Raw genomic sequence first — 17103 nt, 5'->3', positions numbered from 1 at the left:
GCTCGCCGTCCTCCCGCCCGGCGCCGCGTACGTACTTGTACGCATACCCCTGCCGTCCCCTGCTGCCGCAGACTTCAACCCGGCGGCAGCGACCTGCTCGGACGCACGCCGGGTGGGCCGCCGGTGCGGGGGATCGGCGGCCCGCCCGGCGTGGCCGCCACCCCCTCGCCTACGCCTGCCTCAGGCCCCCCAGGCCGCCGCGCACAGCGCGCGGTCGACCTCGTCGGTGTAGCGGGCCGCGGCCAGCCAGGCCCGGGCGAACCGGTCGGTGTCCGCCGGGAGCAGCCGGCCGAAGACATCGCGGGAGCGCTCCGCCGCGGCCGCGTGGAGTTCGTCCACGAGGTCTCCCGCCGTCGCCAGACCGTGGTGGCTCAGCCGCCGGACGTCGGCCGCCGTGTTCCCGGGGAAGGACAGCACGAGCCGGCCGCCCGAGGCCGCCTGGTGCACGCGTCGGCGCAGCAGGTGCACGGGTGCCTCGTCGGGCGTGGGCGCTGCGGCCGGGGGCGCCGGGGAGGCGGGCAGGTCGGCGTGGAGCAGCCGGTCCAGGCCGGCGTCGACGCGGGTGCCCGGGAGGGTGGGATGCTCGGTCGCCAGCAGCTGGGCCCTGGGGTGCGGGGCCGGGACGAGCCGGGCCACGACCCGGAGCCTGCTGCCCCGGGCGGCGGCCAGCAGCCGGAGGTTGTCGCGGTGGGGGAGCGCCGGGTGGTCGTGCGCCGCGGTCAGCCGCAGCGGGACGCCCCCGCAGTCGGCGAGCAGGCAGTCGCCCGCCGCCTCCCGGACCGTGCCCGTGAGGGTGACGTCCAGGAAGAGCAGGTCGTGGCCACCGCCCAGGGCACGGGACACCTGGTCGGCGACCGGCACCGCCCAGAGCCGGTCCAGGGCCTCCTCGCGCCAGTCGGCACCGGACGCGCGCACCGCCCGTACCCCCGCGCCCGCGCCGAGCCGACCCGTCGGAGAGACCGTCGCCCCCGACACCGCGAGCCCCGCCCGGGACAGTTCCCGGTGCGTCAGCGCCGTGTCACCGACGCGTACGGCCCGGTCGGCCGCGCCCGTCGCCCGCCCGGCGCCGCCCGGTGCCACGTCCGACACCTGGAACAGGCGGCCCTCGGCGTCGGCGGTCCAGGTGACGGCGCCCGCGTACCCGCTCGCCGTGAGCACCGGCTCGGAGAAGAGGCCGTACAGCCGCAGCGAGCCGTCCGGGCGGTACGGCTGCCGGACCGTGCCGCGCAGCTCGGTCAGTTCCGGGCCCTCGGCGTGCGGGATGCGGTGGGCCGCCGACAGGGCGTCGCGGAGCGCGGTGACGAGGTCGGCCAGGCGGTGGGCAGGGTCGGCGGAGCGGGCGGCGCGCAGCGCGGTGACCACGGAGACGGCCGTGGCGGCGGTCCTGGGGAGACCCGCGAGGCGTGCCGTGTGCGCGGCGCGCAGCAGCTCCGCCTGGAGCACCGCCCCGGAACCGTCCGTACCGGCTTCGAGTACGGCGGTCGCGGCGGCGTGGACGGCGCGGGCGGCGGCGCATTGCTGGGGTGTGGCCCGCTCGGGCTCCGTCGTGTCCACCGGTTCCTGTGAACCGGTCTCCACCTCACCGGAGTCGGCTACCTCGATCGGTTCCGCAATGGGTGCCGCCGAGGCCGCCGCGGCCCGATGGAGGCAGTCCGGGGCCAGCAGGCAGCCGCAGCGGATGGCCTCGGCGCTGGTCACCGTGCCGCCGGGGGCGTGGAGTTCGACGTCGGTACTGTCGTCGACGGCGATCCGCACGGTGTCGCCGTCGCGGACGGCCGGGCGGTCCGCCAGTTTGGCTGTGCCCGCGTCGAGCCGCTTGCGCAGCCGGGGCGAGAGCGCCGCGACGAGTTCGGCGGTCACCGACGGGGCGACCGGCGGCAGAGCCGCGCTCACCCGCTGCTCGTTCCCGAGATCCTGGCTCATGCGATCTTCTCCCCTACCCAGCGGGCGAGTTCGAGCGGGCTGAGGGCGGCCACCGGCATTCCCGCCGCGACCAGTTGGCTCGCGACCCCGGTCGAGTACCGGGGACGCCCGGCGTCGTCCAGGCTCGCGCACCCGAGGACATGGCAGCCGGAGCCGACCAGGGCGCGGACCTCGGCGAGCAGCCCACCGAGGGGGTAGCCCTCCTCGAAGTCGCTGACGACCACGACGAGGGTCCGTGAGGGCACGGTCACCAGTTCGCGAGCGTGCCGCAGCCCGGCCGCGATGTGGGTGCCGCCGCCCACGCTGACCTCCAGCAGCAGCGACAGCGGGTCCTCGACATGGTCGGTCAGGTCGATGACCTCGGTGGAGAAGGCCAGGAAGTGCGTGGACAGGGTGGGCACCCCGGCCAGCACGGAGGCCGTGAGCGCCGCCCAGATCGTGGACGCCTCCATGGACCCCGACACGTCGGTGACGAGGACCAGCCGCCAGTCGGCGGCCTTGCGGGCCCGGGTGCGGAAGACGGGACGCTCGGGGATCACCTGGACCGTGCCGTCCGGCGTACGGCGCGCGGTCGCCAGGTTGGCCCGCAGCGTGCGGGGCAGGTCGAGTCCGCCGCCCGGACGGCGGCTGGGCCGCGGCAGCGCGGTGCCGTGCAGCGCCGGGCGCAGCCGCGTGGCCAGTTGCCGGGTCAGCGCGTCGACCAGGCGCCGGACGAGTGGACGCAGTGCGGCCAGCCGGGCCTCCGGCAGTCCGCCCGCGTGCCGGAGCACCGAGCGGAGCAGATCGACCGAGGGCCGTACGGTGTCGGGGTCGAGTTCCGTGAACACGTCCGGCCGGCCGGTCGCGGCGGCGGCCGCCAGCACCTCCTCCCGGATGCCCGGCCCGAAGAGCGCCGCCAGCTCCTCGGACCACTCCCGCACCCCCGGATACGACGCCTCCCGGCCGCCGCCGCGCCCCGCACCGGTGAGGTCGCCCCGGCTGCCCTCCCCGCGTCCGCTGCCGTACAGCTCGTCCAGTGCGGTCGCCAAGGGGCGGGCGGAGTTGGGCAGTTGGTCGGTGCGACGGCCCAGCAGGAGGCGCCAGCGGTCGGTCGGCGCGAGCCGGTGGTCAGCCGACGCGAGCCGATGGCCTGCGCCGGAGGCGTGGTCGGCCGCTCCGTCGGCTGCGGCCTGGCTGGAGGTCGGGTCGGCCGCTCCGTCGGCCGCCGCCCGCACGGCCTCCGGCTGCCGGGGTGGCGGCAGCAGCCCCCAGGCACCGAGGGCCTCGCGGGCCGCGAGGTCGGCGCGGGTCCAGGCGGCCAGCGCGACGGGGTCGACGGCGCCCGTGTCGGCCAGGTGGCGTTCGTCCAGGCGCTCCTCGACGGCGGACAGGAGCCGGTCGCGGGCGGCAGGGCTGAGCGTGTCGAAACCGCCCCGCAGCGCGGGCAGCCGGTCCAGGAAGTCCCGGTCGGACAGCTCCGACACCCGGCCCAGCAGCGGCTCCAGCGCGGGCGCCGCGGACTCCAGCAACTGGCCCGCTGCGGTCAGCAATCCCGTGAGCCGTGCCGTCAGCGCGGACCGGGTCTCGAGGTCGCAGGCGCCGTCCACCCAGGACGCCACCCGGTCACCGAAGCCGCGCGGCTCCTCGTGCCCGAGCAGCACGCGCACGGCACCCGCGGCGCCGCGCATCAGCGGGGACCCGTCGGCGGCCAGGCGGGCCAGCGCGTCGGTGAGCCGGATGCCGCCCAACAGGTCGGCCCGGTGGGCGAGTTCCAGCAGGGCGTGGGCGTCTGCGGGGTCCTCGGAGCCGGTGAGGCCGTCGACCTGGCGCACGGCGGCGGCAGTGAGCAGCTCAGCCACGGCCGCCGCCCGTGTCGTACGGTCCCCGTCGGCCGGCAGTCCCGCGATGTGACCGGCGCGCACCCGGTCCAACAGGGCGAGACCCGCGAGCAGTTCGGGCAGTGTGCCGGAGTTCGGCAGCACCTCGGCCGTGTCGTCGAGCCGTTCGTCCGTCAGGCCCGGCAGTCCGCACTCCGCCGCCTGCTCCAGGCCGCGCAGGGCCTGCGCCGCGGTGGGTCCGCCCTCGTCCTGCTCCGTGCGCCGCCGTTCCCGGAGCAGACCCTCGGCGGCCTGGGCCGGGGTGACGCCACGGACGCCCGCCGCGGTGAGCATGGCCGCCGTCGCGGGCGTCCAGCGCACCTCCCAGCGGGACGTCAGCGCCTCGGCGCCGCCCGCGCCGGTGACCTCCTTGGGCTCCGCGTACGGCACCGCGCACACCGTCAGGCGGCGCAGCAGGAGTTCGCGGCCGCGGTCCAGGTCGGAGCGGAGCGGGTCGAGGCGCAGATCGCGGGCGGTGCCGGGGCCGGAGTCCGCCGGACCGGGCAGGCCCAGCGCGGCCAGCTCCGCCTCGACCGCCGGAGCGAGCCCGCTGCGCGGCGCGTCCGGCGCCGGACGTCCGGCACGTGTGCCGACGAGCACCTTCTCCATCGCCCGGGCGACGGTCCGCCCCCTCCCGTACGGCTCGCCCTGCGCGAGCACCGTCTGCACGGCCTCCACCAACTCGCCCCGCCCTGCGGCGGGCAGCCCCCGCAGCCGGGCCAGATCACCGGCGAGCCGCACGATCTCCCGGGCGTCGGCGGGCCCGGAGGGATGGCCGAGCGCCCGCAGCTCGGCACACACCCGCACGGCCGCACCGGTCAGCACGTCCTCCAGCGCGGCCGGATCACCGGCGGCCTCGAGCACCCTCTGCTGCCACTCGGGGTCGCGGATGCCGGCGGGATAGCCGGAGCGCTCGTCGAGGAGGGCGTAGGTGTAGGGGATGAGCGAGGTGGTCCAGGTTGGGGTGGCTCCGTCGGCCACGGGCGAGGGCGTGTTCTCGGCCGGTGCCAGCAGCGCCGGCGCGTGGAACGCACCCACCACCACGGCGGCACGCTCCCCGTTCGCGGTGGCCCCGGCAAGACACGACCGCATCCACCGCTCCCGCCGCAGATCCAGCTCCGGCACCCCGCCCGAGCCCGCCGCGTCCTCGCGCAGCGCCCACCCCGTGAGCAGCGCGGCCCGCCGCAGGGCCTCCGGAGAGGAACCCGGGGCGGTGGCCTCGACCAGCCGGTCCCAGAGATCGTCACCGGGCCGGCCGGTGAGACGGGAGCGGAGGGCGCCGGCCAGCCCGGCGACGGAACCCTCCGCCGCCGGGTTTCCAGGGCCGTCGGTCTCCGCGCGGCCCTCCCCGCCCCACGCCCGGTCGGCGAGCGGCAGATCGCAGGCGACGACCGGTACGCCGTGCCGTGCCGCCCACCGCACCGCCACCAGTTCCGGTGAGAAGTCGGCGAAGGGATAGAACGCCGGACCGCCGCCCCCGTCGCCGGGCGCGGCGGCGAGGGCGACCGGTGCGCGGGTCTCCTCGTGGGCGAGCCACGGCAGCCAGTCCTGCAGTTCAGCGGGGAGTTCGACGAGCAGGACGTCCGGTTTCGCCGCGTCCAGCAGCGCCGGTACGGCGGCGGCCAGGGACGGCGCATGGTGCCGTACGCCGATGAGGTACGGCGCCGCCGGGTCGGTGAGGGCCAGCACTGCGGCCTCGGGCGAAGGATGGGGCACGGCCGTCAGCCCTCCAGGACCGTGCGCAGGTCCCACAGGGTCCGCCAGGTGGCGGAGCCCTGCTCGGCACGGCGCCGGACGGGACCGTCCCAGTAGCCGCGCAGCCGGGCCGCGTCGGCCGGGTCGTCCTTGCGCACGACACCGAGGAGATGGCCCGGGAGCAGGTCGAGCACGTCGCGGTCACCGGGGAAGTACGCCGCGGCCAGGCCCAGCGCGCCGGCGACGGACACGGCCTCCGCGGTGCTCATCACGGTGGAGGGCCGCTCCACCTCCCAGCCCTCCGCCGACCGCCCCTCCCGCAGATCCCGGAACGCGGTGACCAGAGCCTCCAGTACGGCGTCGTCGACCTGGAAGGGCGCCCCGGCCCGCTCCACCGACGCCCTGGCCTGGCTGCGCACCAGCGCGGTCTCGGCGTCGAGGTCCCCGATGGGGCCCACGGTCTCGAAGTTGAACCGGCGCTTGAGCGCGGCGGACATCTCCGAGACGCCCTTGTCCCGCAGGTTGGCGGTGGCGATGAGGTTGAACCCGGGCGCCGCGTGCGCCAACGCGTCCTCGCTGCCCGCCAGTTCGGGTACCGCGATCCGCCGCTCCGACAGCAGCGACACCAGGGAGTCCTGCACTTCGGGCAGACAGCGGGTGACCTCCTCGACCCGGGCGATCGCACCCCGGGACATCGCGGTGAGCACCGGCGACGGCACCAGCGCCTGCCGACTGGGCCCCTGCGCGAGCAACAGGGCGTAGTTCCAGCCGTACTTGAGCTGGTCCTCGGTCGTCCCCGCCGTACCCTGCACCACCAGTCCGCTGGTCCCGCAGACGGCTGCCGACAGCAGCTCGGACAGCATGGACTTGGCGGTGCCGGGCTCGCCGACGAGCAGCAGGCCCCGCTCACCGGCGAGCGTGACGACACACCGCTCCACCAGCGCCCGGTCGCCGACGAACTTGCCCTCCACCACCAGGCGCCGCGGCACCCCGTCCGGCACCTCGGCGTCCTCGGGCAGGCGCAGCGCCTGCCCTCCGCTGCCCATGACGAAGGTGACGACGGCCCGGGGAGTGAGCCACCAGGCGGGCGGGCGCGGACCGGCGTCGTACGCGGCGAGGAAGGCCAGTTCGGTGGCGTACCGGTCCTCCGGCGGGACGATCTGACGGGTCGCGTCGGGAACGAGGACGGTGGTCATCGGCAGGTGCCCTTCGGGGTGGTACGAGTGGTGGTCGGTGAGGAGGGGATCATCGGCGCCGCCCCCTGCGCGTCGCCCGCGTGGTCAGCTCCTCGTACGCCGGGGCTTCCCCGGCGCGGACGCGGTCCCAGGCACGGGCGAACAGCTCCGGCACCGGCAGCAGGGGCAGGGCCCGCCGGTGGTCGAGGACCGGGTACAGGCCCTCCTTCCAGATCTCCACCGGCAGCGCGGGCGCCTTCAGCTCGCGCCAGCCGCAGGGCAGGAACAGGCTCCGCCCGGCGCGCTGCCGCTTGGCCTCCACGACCAGGCCCGTCGCGGCCAGCTCCGCACGGGCCTTCTTCATGCGTGCGGGCTTCCAGCCGGTCCAGCGGGCGCAGTTGCGGTCCGTGGGGTCGGGCAGGGCCAGCAGCAGGAGGTAGAGCGCGGCCGCGTCCTCGCCCAGACCGTGCTCAGCGGCGACCTCGGCGACGAGCGCGGGCGCGCTGACGGCCGGGTCCTGGGCGTACCCCGAGGGGCCTTCGGCGCCGACGCCGGCCTCGACCGCCCGGGTCAGCTCGTCGCCGAGGAGCGTGCGCAGCATCCGCAGTCCGTTCCCGCGCGCGCCGCCGAGCAGGCCTTCCAGCAGCCCGAACACGGCGTCGTCCGGGCCGCTGAGCGCGGCCGGGCGGATCAGGACCGTCTCCGTGTCCTGGTACCAGGGGCGCAGCACGATCGCCTCGCCGACCCGCGTGCTGCCGTGCGCGTCGGCGCCCCCGGTCGCCGGGAGGCCGTAGGCCTTGCGCAGTTCGACGGCGGTCGAGCCGCCCTTCTCCGTCCACTCGACGTCCAGGTCGAGCAGCAGCTGCGGATCGGCCATCCGGCGGCGCAGGGCGGCGAGTCCCTCGGGCAGGGACGCGCGCAGCGGGTGGCCGTACGGCAGGACGTAGGCCAGCGCGGCCAGGGCGTTCACGGCGGCCGTCAGATCGTTCCGGCCGGGGATCGCGCTCGGGTCCGCCCAGACGAGGTTGCCGTCCTTGTCGGGCCGCTGGACCGTGGTGCGGGCCAGCCACGGGGTGCGGGACGGGTTGAGCACCTCCTCGGCGTATCCGGCGCCCGTCCCGGCCAGGTCGGCGGCGAGTTCCTCCGGCACGCGGACGAGCGAGCCGAGGCGCTCGGCCCAGACCCGGCCGGCGGCCTCCGTGTCCGGTCCGGTGGACCACAGGTCGGCGGGGTCCGCGGGCAGCAGGGCGCCCAGGAGCGCCGTCCGCTCCTCGGACCTCAGGGCGTTCACCCTGGCGTGGCCGAACTGGCTCTGCTTGGGCTTGAGTCCGAGCAGGGCAAGTGCCTCCGCGCTCGGCGCCTGCGGCAGACCGGCCAGCAGCACGGTGGCCTGGAGCGGCCCCAGCCCGCCGCCGGTCGCCGCCACCAGCGCCTCGGAGGCCTCGGGGCGCCAGGGGGCGGCGCCCTTGTCCCGGATCAGCCGGGCGACGGTGGCGAGGTCCTCGGCGGAGATCGTCGGGGCGTGCCGGACCTCACTCTGCAGCGTGAAGCGGCCGATCGCACCGAACGCGCCGGACGGATCGTGCTCCAGCGCCAGCCAGTTGACGCGGTCCCGCTCGCTGTCGATGCTCTGGCAGCCGAGGATCACCACCGTGCGGCCGGCACGGCGCAGCACCTGGCCGGTGCGCTCCTGCTTGTCGTGCGGCTCGGTGAGTACGACCTCGCGAAGGACCCCGTCGGCCGCGGCGAGCGGTCCTTCGGCGACCGCCTCGAACAGCAGGAGCAGCGACTCCCGTTGGGCATCGGTCAACGCGGGCGAGGCGGCCCGTACGGTGAGCGCCCGCAGGACGCCCAGAACGGGCGGCCACACCATGCCGATCCCGGGGATGGTGCGCTCGTCGCTGCGCCAGCCGTCGCCGAGGGCGTCGAGCCGCTCCGGGCCGCGCAGTTGCCTGCCCTCGGCGGGCTTGCCGGACAGCACGTGGTTCACCGCCCGGATCTGCCGCAGCGCGCTCCGGCGCTCCTGGTACCACCAGCCGTGCAGGCCGACGACACCGGACAGGGCGTCGTGCAGGGTGCGGTCGTCGCCGTTCGGGGGGTTGTAGTCGGCGAACATCTCCTCGCTGCCGCTGCGTGCCTTGTGCGTCCGCTCCTTGGGAGGAGTCGCGAGCGCGGTGGCCGACTCGGTGACGCGCAGGGTCGCGCGCACCAGGGCGGTGACACCGATGAGCAGCCGTCCGTCGGTGACGTCCGGCAGGGCGAGGGCCACGGCACCGAGGGCGACCTCGTCCGCGGGCGGTACGGCGGCCTTGGCGGCCTCGTCCGTGCCGGCGCGGGCCAGCGCTTCCTGCCGTCCGAGCAGCGCCTTCGCCGTGATGTCCAGCACCTCGCCCGCCTGCGCGTCGGTCAGGGCGCGCAGCACCGCCGAGCCCTGCTCGTCGCGGGGGCGCAGGGCGTGCCAGAAGGAGACCGGGGGCACGAGCCGGGTGCCGGCGGCGAACTCGCTGCCGCGCTCGCCGGTGGGCATCCGGCCCAGTTCACCGTCCGGGGAGGTGTCGGCGGCTGCGAACAGACCGATGTGCTGGTACATCTGCGCGACGACCGGTTCGGCGCCGCCGGGCAGCCGCAGTGCGCCGAGCGGGGCCGCGCTCGAGCCGGCCGGTATCGACACGGTGCGCCCGTCCGGCGTACCGGCGACCTTGCGGGCCTCGGTCCCCTCGCCCTCCGTGCGCACCCAGCGACCGAGGACCGTGCCGTCGGTGCCGAACGGGCTGTTTTCCAGCCCCGGTTGCAGCGGCAGTACCTCGCAGAAGTCGTGCAGCAGTGAGGCGTCCTCGCGGACACCCGAGCGCAGCAGCGCGGGCAGGGACGCGCGGCCGTGCGTGCCAGTGGCCGGGTCGTACTCCAGCCACACCGTCTCCCGGCCCTGCCTGCCCTGGCGCCAGTACGTGGTTCCGTCGCCGATCACGGTACGGGTGGGCGGCAGCACGGTGTCACCGGGGTGCAGTGTGCGTCCGCCGGTGGCGCGGCCACCGCCGGGCAACGGGATCGAGGGCGTGCCGACGTTGTTGCCGGACCAGTAGGAGGGCAGTTGCTCGCCGCCGAGTTCGAACACCTCGGCGGGCCGGGCCGACCAGTAGCCGTACTGCTTGCTGCCCTGGCGCCACATCGCCAGCAACTCCCCGTCCACGTACCGGAACCGGGGGCGCTGCCAGCGCTCCAGTTCCTGGGGCAGGCGCAGCTCGTGGTCGAGGACGATCTTCTCCGGGCCCACGACGATCACCCTGTGCCGGCGGACCAGGATCAGCGCGGGCCAGGCCTCCTGGACCGTCAGGGTGTTGTCCTCGCCCTTCCTGGTCTCGCCGTCGAGCAGCGTCAGCGCCTCTTCCAGGGCCGGCCAGCCCAGCTCGTCCAGGATGCCGGCGCGCAGGGTGCGGCCCAGCAGCGCGGCGACTTCGTGCTCGGCGATACGGGTGACGGCGTCCGGGTTGGCCTCGGCGGCGACCGTCCGGAAGGGCCGCAGCCGGTCGAGTGCGGCACGCGCACCCGGCAGGCCCACCGCACGGGTGAAGTCGTCGGCGGCCTCGCCGAGCCACTCCCGCAGCACGCCGGCCAGGACCGGGTGGGCGGCGACGGCCTTCAGCAGGTCGGAGTCCAGCCGGCCCGAGCTGTCCGTGCCGAGGGCTGTGTGCAGCAGGCGTCGGAAGTGCGGGTCGGCGCCCACGGCCACCAGGTCCCGGCGACCGCTCCGGGTGTCCTTCAGCCAGTCGGAGAGCGGCAGATACACGTGCACGTCAGGGCCGGGCACCGAGAGCGGGACGCCCTCGGCCGCGCACAGGTCCAGCAGGTCGAGGTCGGCGCCCGCGTGCCAGCGGCCGGTGAACAGGTCCACGGGCCGCCCGTCGGCGCGCAACCGCGGAGCCATCCGCTCGACGAGCGCCAGCGTGGCCGGCGAGCGGCGGGAGAAGGACCCGCCGTGCTTGCGGAAAGCGGCCCAGCGGCTCAGCCAGTCCGCGGGATCGACGTCGTACTCCTCGGCCGCCTTGTCCGTCAGCAGCCGCTCGGCCCCGCACTCCGCGAGCAGCGTCAGCCAGAACTCGTCGTCCTCGACCTCCCGGCCGAGCCCGGCCGGCATGATCTCCAGCAGTCGCGCCAGCACCTCCGGCCGTTCTTCGGTGAGGACCGCGAGGGTCGCGCGGTAGGAGTTCCAGAAGGACGCGGGCGCCCGGACGGCGGCGGGTGAGGCGATCAGGTCGGCGACCAGGCCGCACTCCTCGGTGACCCGGTTCAGACCGGCCGCCTTGATCAGCCCCCGCGCGTCCTGCGGCAGCGAGGCGTACGGCGGCATGCCGGCCGCGCAGCGCTCGACCGTCAGCTGCCGGAACTGCGCCCACGCGGCGCACGGGTCGAGGCGCCGGGCGAGGTCCTTCACATGTTCCTTGAGGGCCTTGACGGTCAGCGCCCCGGCGAAGGCGAACTCCAGGAACACCGCCCGCTGCCGCTCCTCGTCCACGGTGAGCGCGTGCACCCGCTCGGCCTCGCGGGCCTTGCCGAAGAAGGCGGCCGCGTACGTGGTGTTCTCGTGCTGCAGGAAGACCCGGGCGGCCTGCTCGTAGAAGGTCGGCAGGAAGTGCGGCACGGCACGGCCGAGCCGTTCGCCGAGCGCCTCGAAGCCCTCCTTGGCGTGGCCGGGACGGGACTTGGCCTGCCGGGCGAGCCGCTCGACGTCCTTGACCAGGGCGAGCGCGTGGTGGCCGTTGGCCGGGTCGTTCACCAGCGCCCAGGCCGGGAAGCCCAGCGTCTCCTTGCGCACCTGCCCGACCTCGGGCGTCTCCGGCTCGCGGCCCAGGCCCAGGAACTCCAGCGCCAGGTCCTCGGCCTCGCCGAGGGTGCCCGGCACCAGGCGGACCACCTGCCGGTCGTCCAGGGCGGGGTGGGTGTAGGTGCGGACGGTGAGGCTGTCGGCGTCCTCGCGCGCGGTGCTGCCCGGGGGCAGTACGGCGCCAGCGTCCAGCAGCGCGGCCGCGGTGGTCTCGTCGTACGTGTTCATGCCGCCTGCTCCTCGTCCTGGATGTCCCGCCCGGCGTACAGCGCGGCCGCCATGCGCATGCCCTCCGACCAGGCGACCGGCCCCACCTGACCGAGCTTCAGCGCGCGTCCGGCGGGGTCGGCCCACACCAGCGACCCGGTCTCGGTCTCCTCCCAGCCGTCGTAGTCGCCGACCCAGACGCGGGCCTCGATGCCGCGGCCGTCCTCCAGGACGGAGCACACGGCGTGTCCGCCGCGCACCCGGTAGCCGAGCTGGGCGGCCCTGCCGTGCAGGAAGCGCAGTTCCTTGTACGAGCCGCCCGCGTACTCCTCCACCTGGGTGCCCTCGGCGTCCAGGCCGGCCGGGCGGTGCCAGACCTCGCGGAAGAGCTGCTGGGCGCGCTGCTCGACACCCAGCTCGACGGCGAACTCCCGCAGTTCCTCCAGGTCGTCCAGGAGGACCGGGTGCGGGATGCGGACGAGGTCGGGGGAGACCCGGACGGTGTCGCCGTCCAGGTCGACGAGGCCCAGACCGCGCTCGGGGTCGGCGTCCCGCAGGAAGCCGGCGACCTGTCCGTCGTCGCCGGTGACGACGAGGTCGCGCAGCGCGGCCTGCCAGGCGGGGTCCGGCCACACCCGGGCGACGACGGCGAGCGGCACCGGCAGCGAGCGGACCATCCACCGCTCCACATCGGCCAGGCACTGCCGCTCGTGCCGCTCCAGCCACTCGGCCAGCTGCCTGAGGCCCACGACCGCCGGATCGTCACCGAGCTTGGCGGGCACGGACTTCAGCCGTCGCCCGGCCGCGTTGCGGCACACCACCTTCCCGCCGTCGAGGGCGACCTCGTAGTCGCCCGCAGCAACCCACCCCATACATGCCTCCCCGCATGCGCAGTGATCAAGTGACGGGAACTCTAGGGGCAGCCACTGACAACGCCGTCCGGCGCCCGGGAGACACGCACCCCGGCGGAACCAGCCACGGTGGATTGTGTACGAGTCGAGGAGGACCCGGGGACCCCGGATCCGTGCGCCACCTAGTCGGTGTGCCATCTCCCCGGTGGCTACGGCCGCCCGGGCAGGCTTCGTTCGCCGACCCGACACCCCCTGTGGGAAAGCTGTGCACCACCTGTCGGGGGCGCGCGGGCACGATGTGTGAAGCCCGCGAGTTGACCTTCACGAAACCTCCTCTTTGCGTGGCCGGAAGACGCCTTGTTGGGTCAACTCGCGACGCAACAAGGTGGGTTGAGCACTTGAGCATCAGGAGTCGCAAGCGCACTGCTTGACCCGGACACCGACCGTCCGGGCGTCGACGGGGGAACTGATGCGGTGCGCGCTCGGCCACCGTCGTCCAGTCGCACGGGGCCGTTTGCCGCACCGATCCGGAACATGTCCCTCCGCTGTCACTCTCTTGGTGCCTTCGTCCGGTGCCCGAAAGACAGGGACAGGAGGGGGAAAGCCGATGAGCGCGGTGAGCGCCGCCAAGCCGACGTATCCCGGCGTCTACGTCGAAGAGCTTCCCAGCAGCACCCGCACCATCTCGACCCTGACCACGTCGGTGACCGCTTTCGTGGGTCACACCCGGCGGGGTCCGCTCAACGAGCCGGTACGCGTCACCAGCTTCGCGGAGTTCGAGCGCCGCTTCGGCGGCCTGAGCGCGCGCAGCGCAGTCGGCTACGCGGTCCACCAGTTCTTCGGCAACGGCGGCACCGTCGCCGTCGTCGTCCGCGTCACCAAGGCCGGCAGTGGCAAGGCCGCCTGCGTCACCCTCAAGTCCACCGAGGGCCACAGCGACAGCCCGGTTCTGGAGGTGCACGCCAAGGAGCCCGGCCTCTGGGGCAACGGCCTGCGCGTGGCCGTCGACCAGGACACGCCCTGCCCCGACGAAACCTTCAACCTGCGGGTCTACGACGCCCGGGGCGAGGCCCGCGAGAGCTTCACCGGCCTGTCCATGGACCCGTCCAGCGGCCGCTACGCACAGACCGTGATCAACGCCGGCTCCCGGCTGATCCGCGTCGAGGTCCTCGGCGAGGGCCGCCCCGACCCGTCCGGCACCGTCTCCAAGCCGTTCGGTCACGAGCTGCCCGACCTGGCCGTCGACCTCACCGTCAAGATCGGCGACGTGGAGCGCGAGTTCACGCTCTACGACCCTGACTGCGACGGCGAAGCCCCCACCAGCGTGGCCGAGCTGGCGCTGCTGCTCGAACGCAAGCTGCGCGCGCTGCCCGACGCCCCGGGCAAGCACGCCTTCGCGGGCGCCGAGGTGACCGCCTTCGGCCGCCGCATCCAGGTGGTCGCCGGCTCCACCGACCCCGAGGACGTCGTCCGCTTCCTCGGTGAGTGCGCCAACGACCTCGGCCTGGAGGCCTCCGTCAACCCGCCCGTCTTCCCGCTGGCGGGCGGCGAGGACGGCGAGGCCCCCGGCCCGCGCGACCTCATCGGCTCCGAGGCCGACAAGACCGGCATCCAGGCGCTGCGCGGCGTGGCCGATGTCAACCTGCTCGTCCTGCCCGAGCTGGCCGCGTACGAGAAGACCGAGGACGCGATCACGGTCGTCTCGGCGGCCCAGCGCCTGTGCCAGGAGCGGCGGATCTTCCTGCTCGTCGACGCGCCCGGCACCTGGGTCAGCGTGGACAGCGCACGGGCCGGCGTCGCCGCCTTCGACGCCGTACGCGGCAACCACGCGGCCCTCTACTTCCCGCACCTCCAGCTCACCGACCCGCTCACCGGGCGGCTGCGTTCCTTCCCGCCCTCCGGCGCGATCGCGGGCGTCATCGCGCGCACCGACTCCGAGCGCGGCGTCTGGAAGGCACCGGCCGGCACCGAGGCACGACTCGCGGGCGTCCACTCGCTCACCGTCAACCTCACCGACCGCGAGACCGGACTGCTCAACCCGCTCGGCGTCAACTGCCTGCGCAGCTTCCCGCTGACCGGCCCGACGGTCTGGGGCGCCCGCACTCTGGAGGGCGCCGACGCGCTCGACAGCGAGTGGAAGTACGTGCCCGTACGGCGGCTCGCCCTGCACGTCGAGGAGAGCCTCCAGCGCGGCCTGCAGTGGGTGGTGTTCGAGCCCAACGACGAGAACCTGTGGCAGCAAATCCGCCTCGCCGCCTCCTCGTACCTGCACACGCTCTTCCGGCAGGGCGCCTTCAAGGGCGGCACCCCGCGCGAGGCCTACTTCGTCAAGTGCGACAGCGACACCACCACCGACGAGGACATCGCGAACGGCATCGTGAACGTCCTGGTCGGCATCGCACCGGTGCGCCCGGCGGAGTTCGTGATCGTCAAAATCCAGCAGACGTCCGGGCAGTTCGAGCTGTAGGCCCACGGAAATCTTGGAGAGCTGAAGGAATCCGATGGCAGAGTTCACCGTCAACGCCCATCGTTTCGACCCCTACAAGAACTTCAAGTTCCTGGTCCTGTGGGACGGTCGTACGGTCGCCGGCATCAGCAAGATCAGCCCGCTGAAGCGCACCACCGAGGTCGTCAAGCACCGCCACGGCGGCGACCCGTCCTCCCCGCGCAAGTCGCCGGGCCGCTCCGAGTTCGAGGGCATCACCCTGGAGCGCGGGGTCACCCACGACCCCGAGTTCGACCGCTGGGCCAACAAGGTCTGGCAGGTCGGCGCGGGCCTCGGCTCCGAGGTGTCCCTCGCCGACTTCCGCAAGGACATCGTCATCCAGGTCCTCAACGAGGCCGGCCAGGTCGCCGTCTCGCACAAGCTCTACCGGACCTGGCCCAGCGAGTACCAGGTCCTCGGCGAACTGGACGCCAACGCCAACGCGGTGGCCATCCAGTCGCTCAAGCTCGAGTGCGAGGGCTGGGAGCGGGACTACGAGGTGCCCGAGCCCGAGGAGCCCTCCTTCCTCAACCCGGCCTGACGTGAAGTGAGGTGAGGAAGCCGGGGGGAACACATGGCGATCACCGGGGCGGCCGGGCTGCTGGCCACCTGGGAGGCGGGGCTCGCCGAGACGGTCACCGGACGCGCCCTGCTGCTGCACCGCACGGCGCGCCCGGACCTCGACGCCGCGGCGCTGCCGGCGATGCCGGTCGGCGTGCGCGAGTCCGATCTGTTCGCCCTGCGCCGCGCCCTGTTCGGGGAGCGGATGCAGGTGCGGCTGGAGTGCCGGGCGTGCGGCGCGGACATGGAGTTCGAGCTGGACGCCGGGGAGGTCGCCCGGTCCCTCGGCGGCCCCGAGGACACGGTCGTACGGCTGACGGAGGGCGGCTGGGACATCACGTTCCGGCTGCCCGCCGCCGCCGACCTGACGACCGCGGCCCGCACCGCGGACCCACGCGCCGCGCTGCTCGCCCGCTGCCTGGTCTCGGCGGTGCTCGACGGGACGCCCAGGACCGCCGACGCCCTTCCGGCGCCGGTGCAACGGCGGATCGCCGAGGCCGTCGAGGCCGCCGACCCGGGCGCCGACGTCACGCTCGGCATCGGCTGCCCCGAGTGCGGTACGGCCACCCGGGCCGAACTCGACATCGCCTCCTACCTGTGGACCGAACTGGACGCCTGGGCCAGGGACCTGCTCCTCGACGTCCATCTGCTCGCCACCGCCTACGGCTGGAGCGAGCCGGAGATCCTGGCGCTCAGCCCGCTGCGGCGCCGCTACTACCTGGAGCTGTGTGCGGATGTCTGACTCCTCCTCCCGGGCGCCCGAGGCGGAGCCCGACTTCCTCGACCGGCTGATCGCCCGGCACACCGCCCCGGCCCCGGACACCGTCCGGGTACGGCCGCGGCTGCCCGGGCCGTTCGAACGCGTCGAGGCGGTACGGGCCGGCACCCCGGACCCGGACGCCACGGACTCCGTGCTGTGGCCCACCGCCACGCCCTCACCCGCACCGGACCGGGACGCGCCACGGCCCGCAGCCGAGGCCCGGCTCCACACGGAACGGGAGCGGACCGTCGTACACACGGAACGGGCCCCCGCCGAGCCGGCACCGCGCCCCGCACCGACCGCCCTGCCCGAAGCGCCGCTGCTGCGCCCCGCCGCGCCCCTGGCGCCCGGGCCGCTCGCGGTGCCCCGGACCGGTCCGCGCACCTCCGGGCGGGGAGGCCCGGAACAGGACGCGAACCGCGCCGCGGCGCCCGTACCCATCCCCCCGGGTACGGGCGCCGCTCCCCCCACCGCCGTCTCCGCGGCACCGCGGCCCAGCGCAGCGGACACGACGGCCGCCCGCGAGGCCGTACGGCAGGCCGCCGCACGCCGGCCGGGGAAGGCGCCCGAACAGGTGGTGCAGGTGCAGATCGGCCGGCTCGAGGTGACGGCCGGGCCGTCACCGACGAGGAACGGGCCAGGCCGGCCGACCCGGTCGGCGGAGCGGCCCGGGGCGGCCCTCAGCCTGGCGGACTACCTGGCACGGGGGCGCGAGTGAGCCGCACCGCAGTGGAAGCGGCGGGAGAGGCAACACGAGAGGAACCGGGG

9 protein-coding genes are annotated in these 17103 nt (G+C 74.9%); 4 read left to right on the top strand and 5 right to left on the bottom strand.

The genetic code is table 11. The features are described from left to right. Positions 1 to 180: 180 nt before the first annotated feature. From BEK98_RS43095 to BEK98_RS43075, 5 genes are read right to left on the bottom strand one after another with little or no spacing between them, the layout of a single operon-like run. Positions 181 to 1923: an SWIM zinc finger family protein gene (locus BEK98_RS43095; protein ID WP_167444406.1), complete on the bottom strand. Its 1743-nt coding sequence runs from the start codon at positions 1921 to 1923 to the stop codon at positions 181 to 183. After that, on the bottom strand, positions 1920 to 5504 hold the full coding sequence (locus BEK98_RS43090; protein WP_425276659.1) for a DUF5682 family protein: 3585 nt from the start codon (positions 5502 to 5504) through the stop codon (positions 1920 to 1922). Before BEK98_RS43090 ends, BEK98_RS43095 begins: the two co-directional genes overlap by 4 nt. Next, on the bottom strand, positions 5501 to 6670 hold the full coding sequence (locus tag BEK98_RS43085) for an ATP-binding protein (protein ID WP_094222287.1): 1170 nt from the start codon (positions 6668 to 6670) through the stop codon (positions 5501 to 5503). The genes BEK98_RS43090 and BEK98_RS43085 overlap by 4 nt, the downstream gene beginning before the upstream one ends. A 49-nt stretch (positions 6671 to 6719) precedes the next feature. Continuing rightward, complete coding sequence (locus BEK98_RS43080; protein WP_094222286.1) at positions 6720 to 11699, bottom strand: hypothetical protein; 4980 nt, start codon at positions 11697 to 11699, stop codon at positions 6720 to 6722. Beyond that, positions 11696 to 12550, bottom strand: a complete 855-nt coding sequence (locus BEK98_RS43075; RefSeq protein ID WP_094222285.1) for a DUF4132 domain-containing protein — start codon at positions 12548 to 12550, stop codon at positions 11696 to 11698. The genes BEK98_RS43080 and BEK98_RS43075 overlap by 4 nt, the downstream gene beginning before the upstream one ends. Before the next feature lie 586 nt (positions 12551 to 13136). Between BEK98_RS43075 and BEK98_RS43070 the strand changes: the two genes are divergently transcribed. The 4 genes from BEK98_RS43070 to BEK98_RS43055 are packed head-to-tail and all read left to right on the top strand — an operon-like array spanning position 13137 to position 17053. After that, on the top strand, positions 13137 to 14996 hold the full coding sequence (locus BEK98_RS43070; protein WP_094222284.1) for a phage tail sheath subtilisin-like domain-containing protein: 1860 nt from the start codon (positions 13137 to 13139) through the stop codon (positions 14994 to 14996). A 34-nt stretch (positions 14997 to 15030) separates the two neighbouring features. Beyond that, complete coding sequence (locus BEK98_RS43065; RefSeq protein ID WP_004003113.1) at positions 15031 to 15555, top strand: phage tail protein; 525 nt, start codon at positions 15031 to 15033, stop codon at positions 15553 to 15555. Positions 15556 to 15588: 33 nt separating this feature from the next. After that, the gene (locus BEK98_RS43060; RefSeq protein WP_094222283.1) at positions 15589 to 16317 is read left to right on the top strand and encodes a T4 family baseplate hub assembly chaperone; all 729 of its coding nucleotides are present in this window, start codon (positions 15589 to 15591) and stop codon (positions 16315 to 16317) included. After that, entirely contained in the window at positions 16310 to 17053 is a 744-nt protein-coding gene (locus BEK98_RS43055; RefSeq protein WP_094222282.1) for a hypothetical protein, read from the top strand. Before BEK98_RS43060 ends, BEK98_RS43055 begins: the two co-directional genes overlap by 8 nt. Positions 17054 to 17103: the final 50 nt, after the last annotated feature.

The organism is Streptomyces diastatochromogenes (genome assembly GCF_002242805.1).
GTDB lineage: Bacteria > Actinomycetota > Actinomycetes > Streptomycetales > Streptomycetaceae > Streptomyces > Streptomyces diastatochromogenes.
This window is presented reverse-complemented; position numbering and strand designations above follow the sequence as displayed.

Coding starts and splice junctions, on each gene's coding strand:
- BEK98_RS43095 (WP_167444406.1), bottom strand. CDS start 1,923: ATGAGCCAGGATCTCGGGAACGAGCAGCGGGTGAGCGCGGCTCTGCCG.
- BEK98_RS43085 (WP_094222287.1), bottom strand. CDS start 6,670: ATGACCACCGTCCTCGTTCCCGACGCGACCCGTCAGATCGTCCCGCCG.
- BEK98_RS43080 (WP_094222286.1), bottom strand. CDS start 11,699: ATGAACACGTACGACGAGACCACCGCGGCCGCGCTGCTGGACGCTGGC.
- BEK98_RS43075 (WP_094222285.1), bottom strand. CDS start 12,550: ATGGGGTGGGTTGCTGCGGGCGACTACGAGGTCGCCCTCGACGGCGGG.
- BEK98_RS43070 (WP_094222284.1), top strand. CDS start 13,137: ATGAGCGCGGTGAGCGCCGCCAAGCCGACGTATCCCGGCGTCTACGTC.
- BEK98_RS43065 (WP_004003113.1), top strand. CDS start 15,031: ATGGCAGAGTTCACCGTCAACGCCCATCGTTTCGACCCCTACAAGAAC.
- BEK98_RS43060 (WP_094222283.1), top strand. CDS start 15,589: ATGGCGATCACCGGGGCGGCCGGGCTGCTGGCCACCTGGGAGGCGGGG.
- BEK98_RS43055 (WP_094222282.1), top strand. CDS start 16,310: ATGTCTGACTCCTCCTCCCGGGCGCCCGAGGCGGAGCCCGACTTCCTC.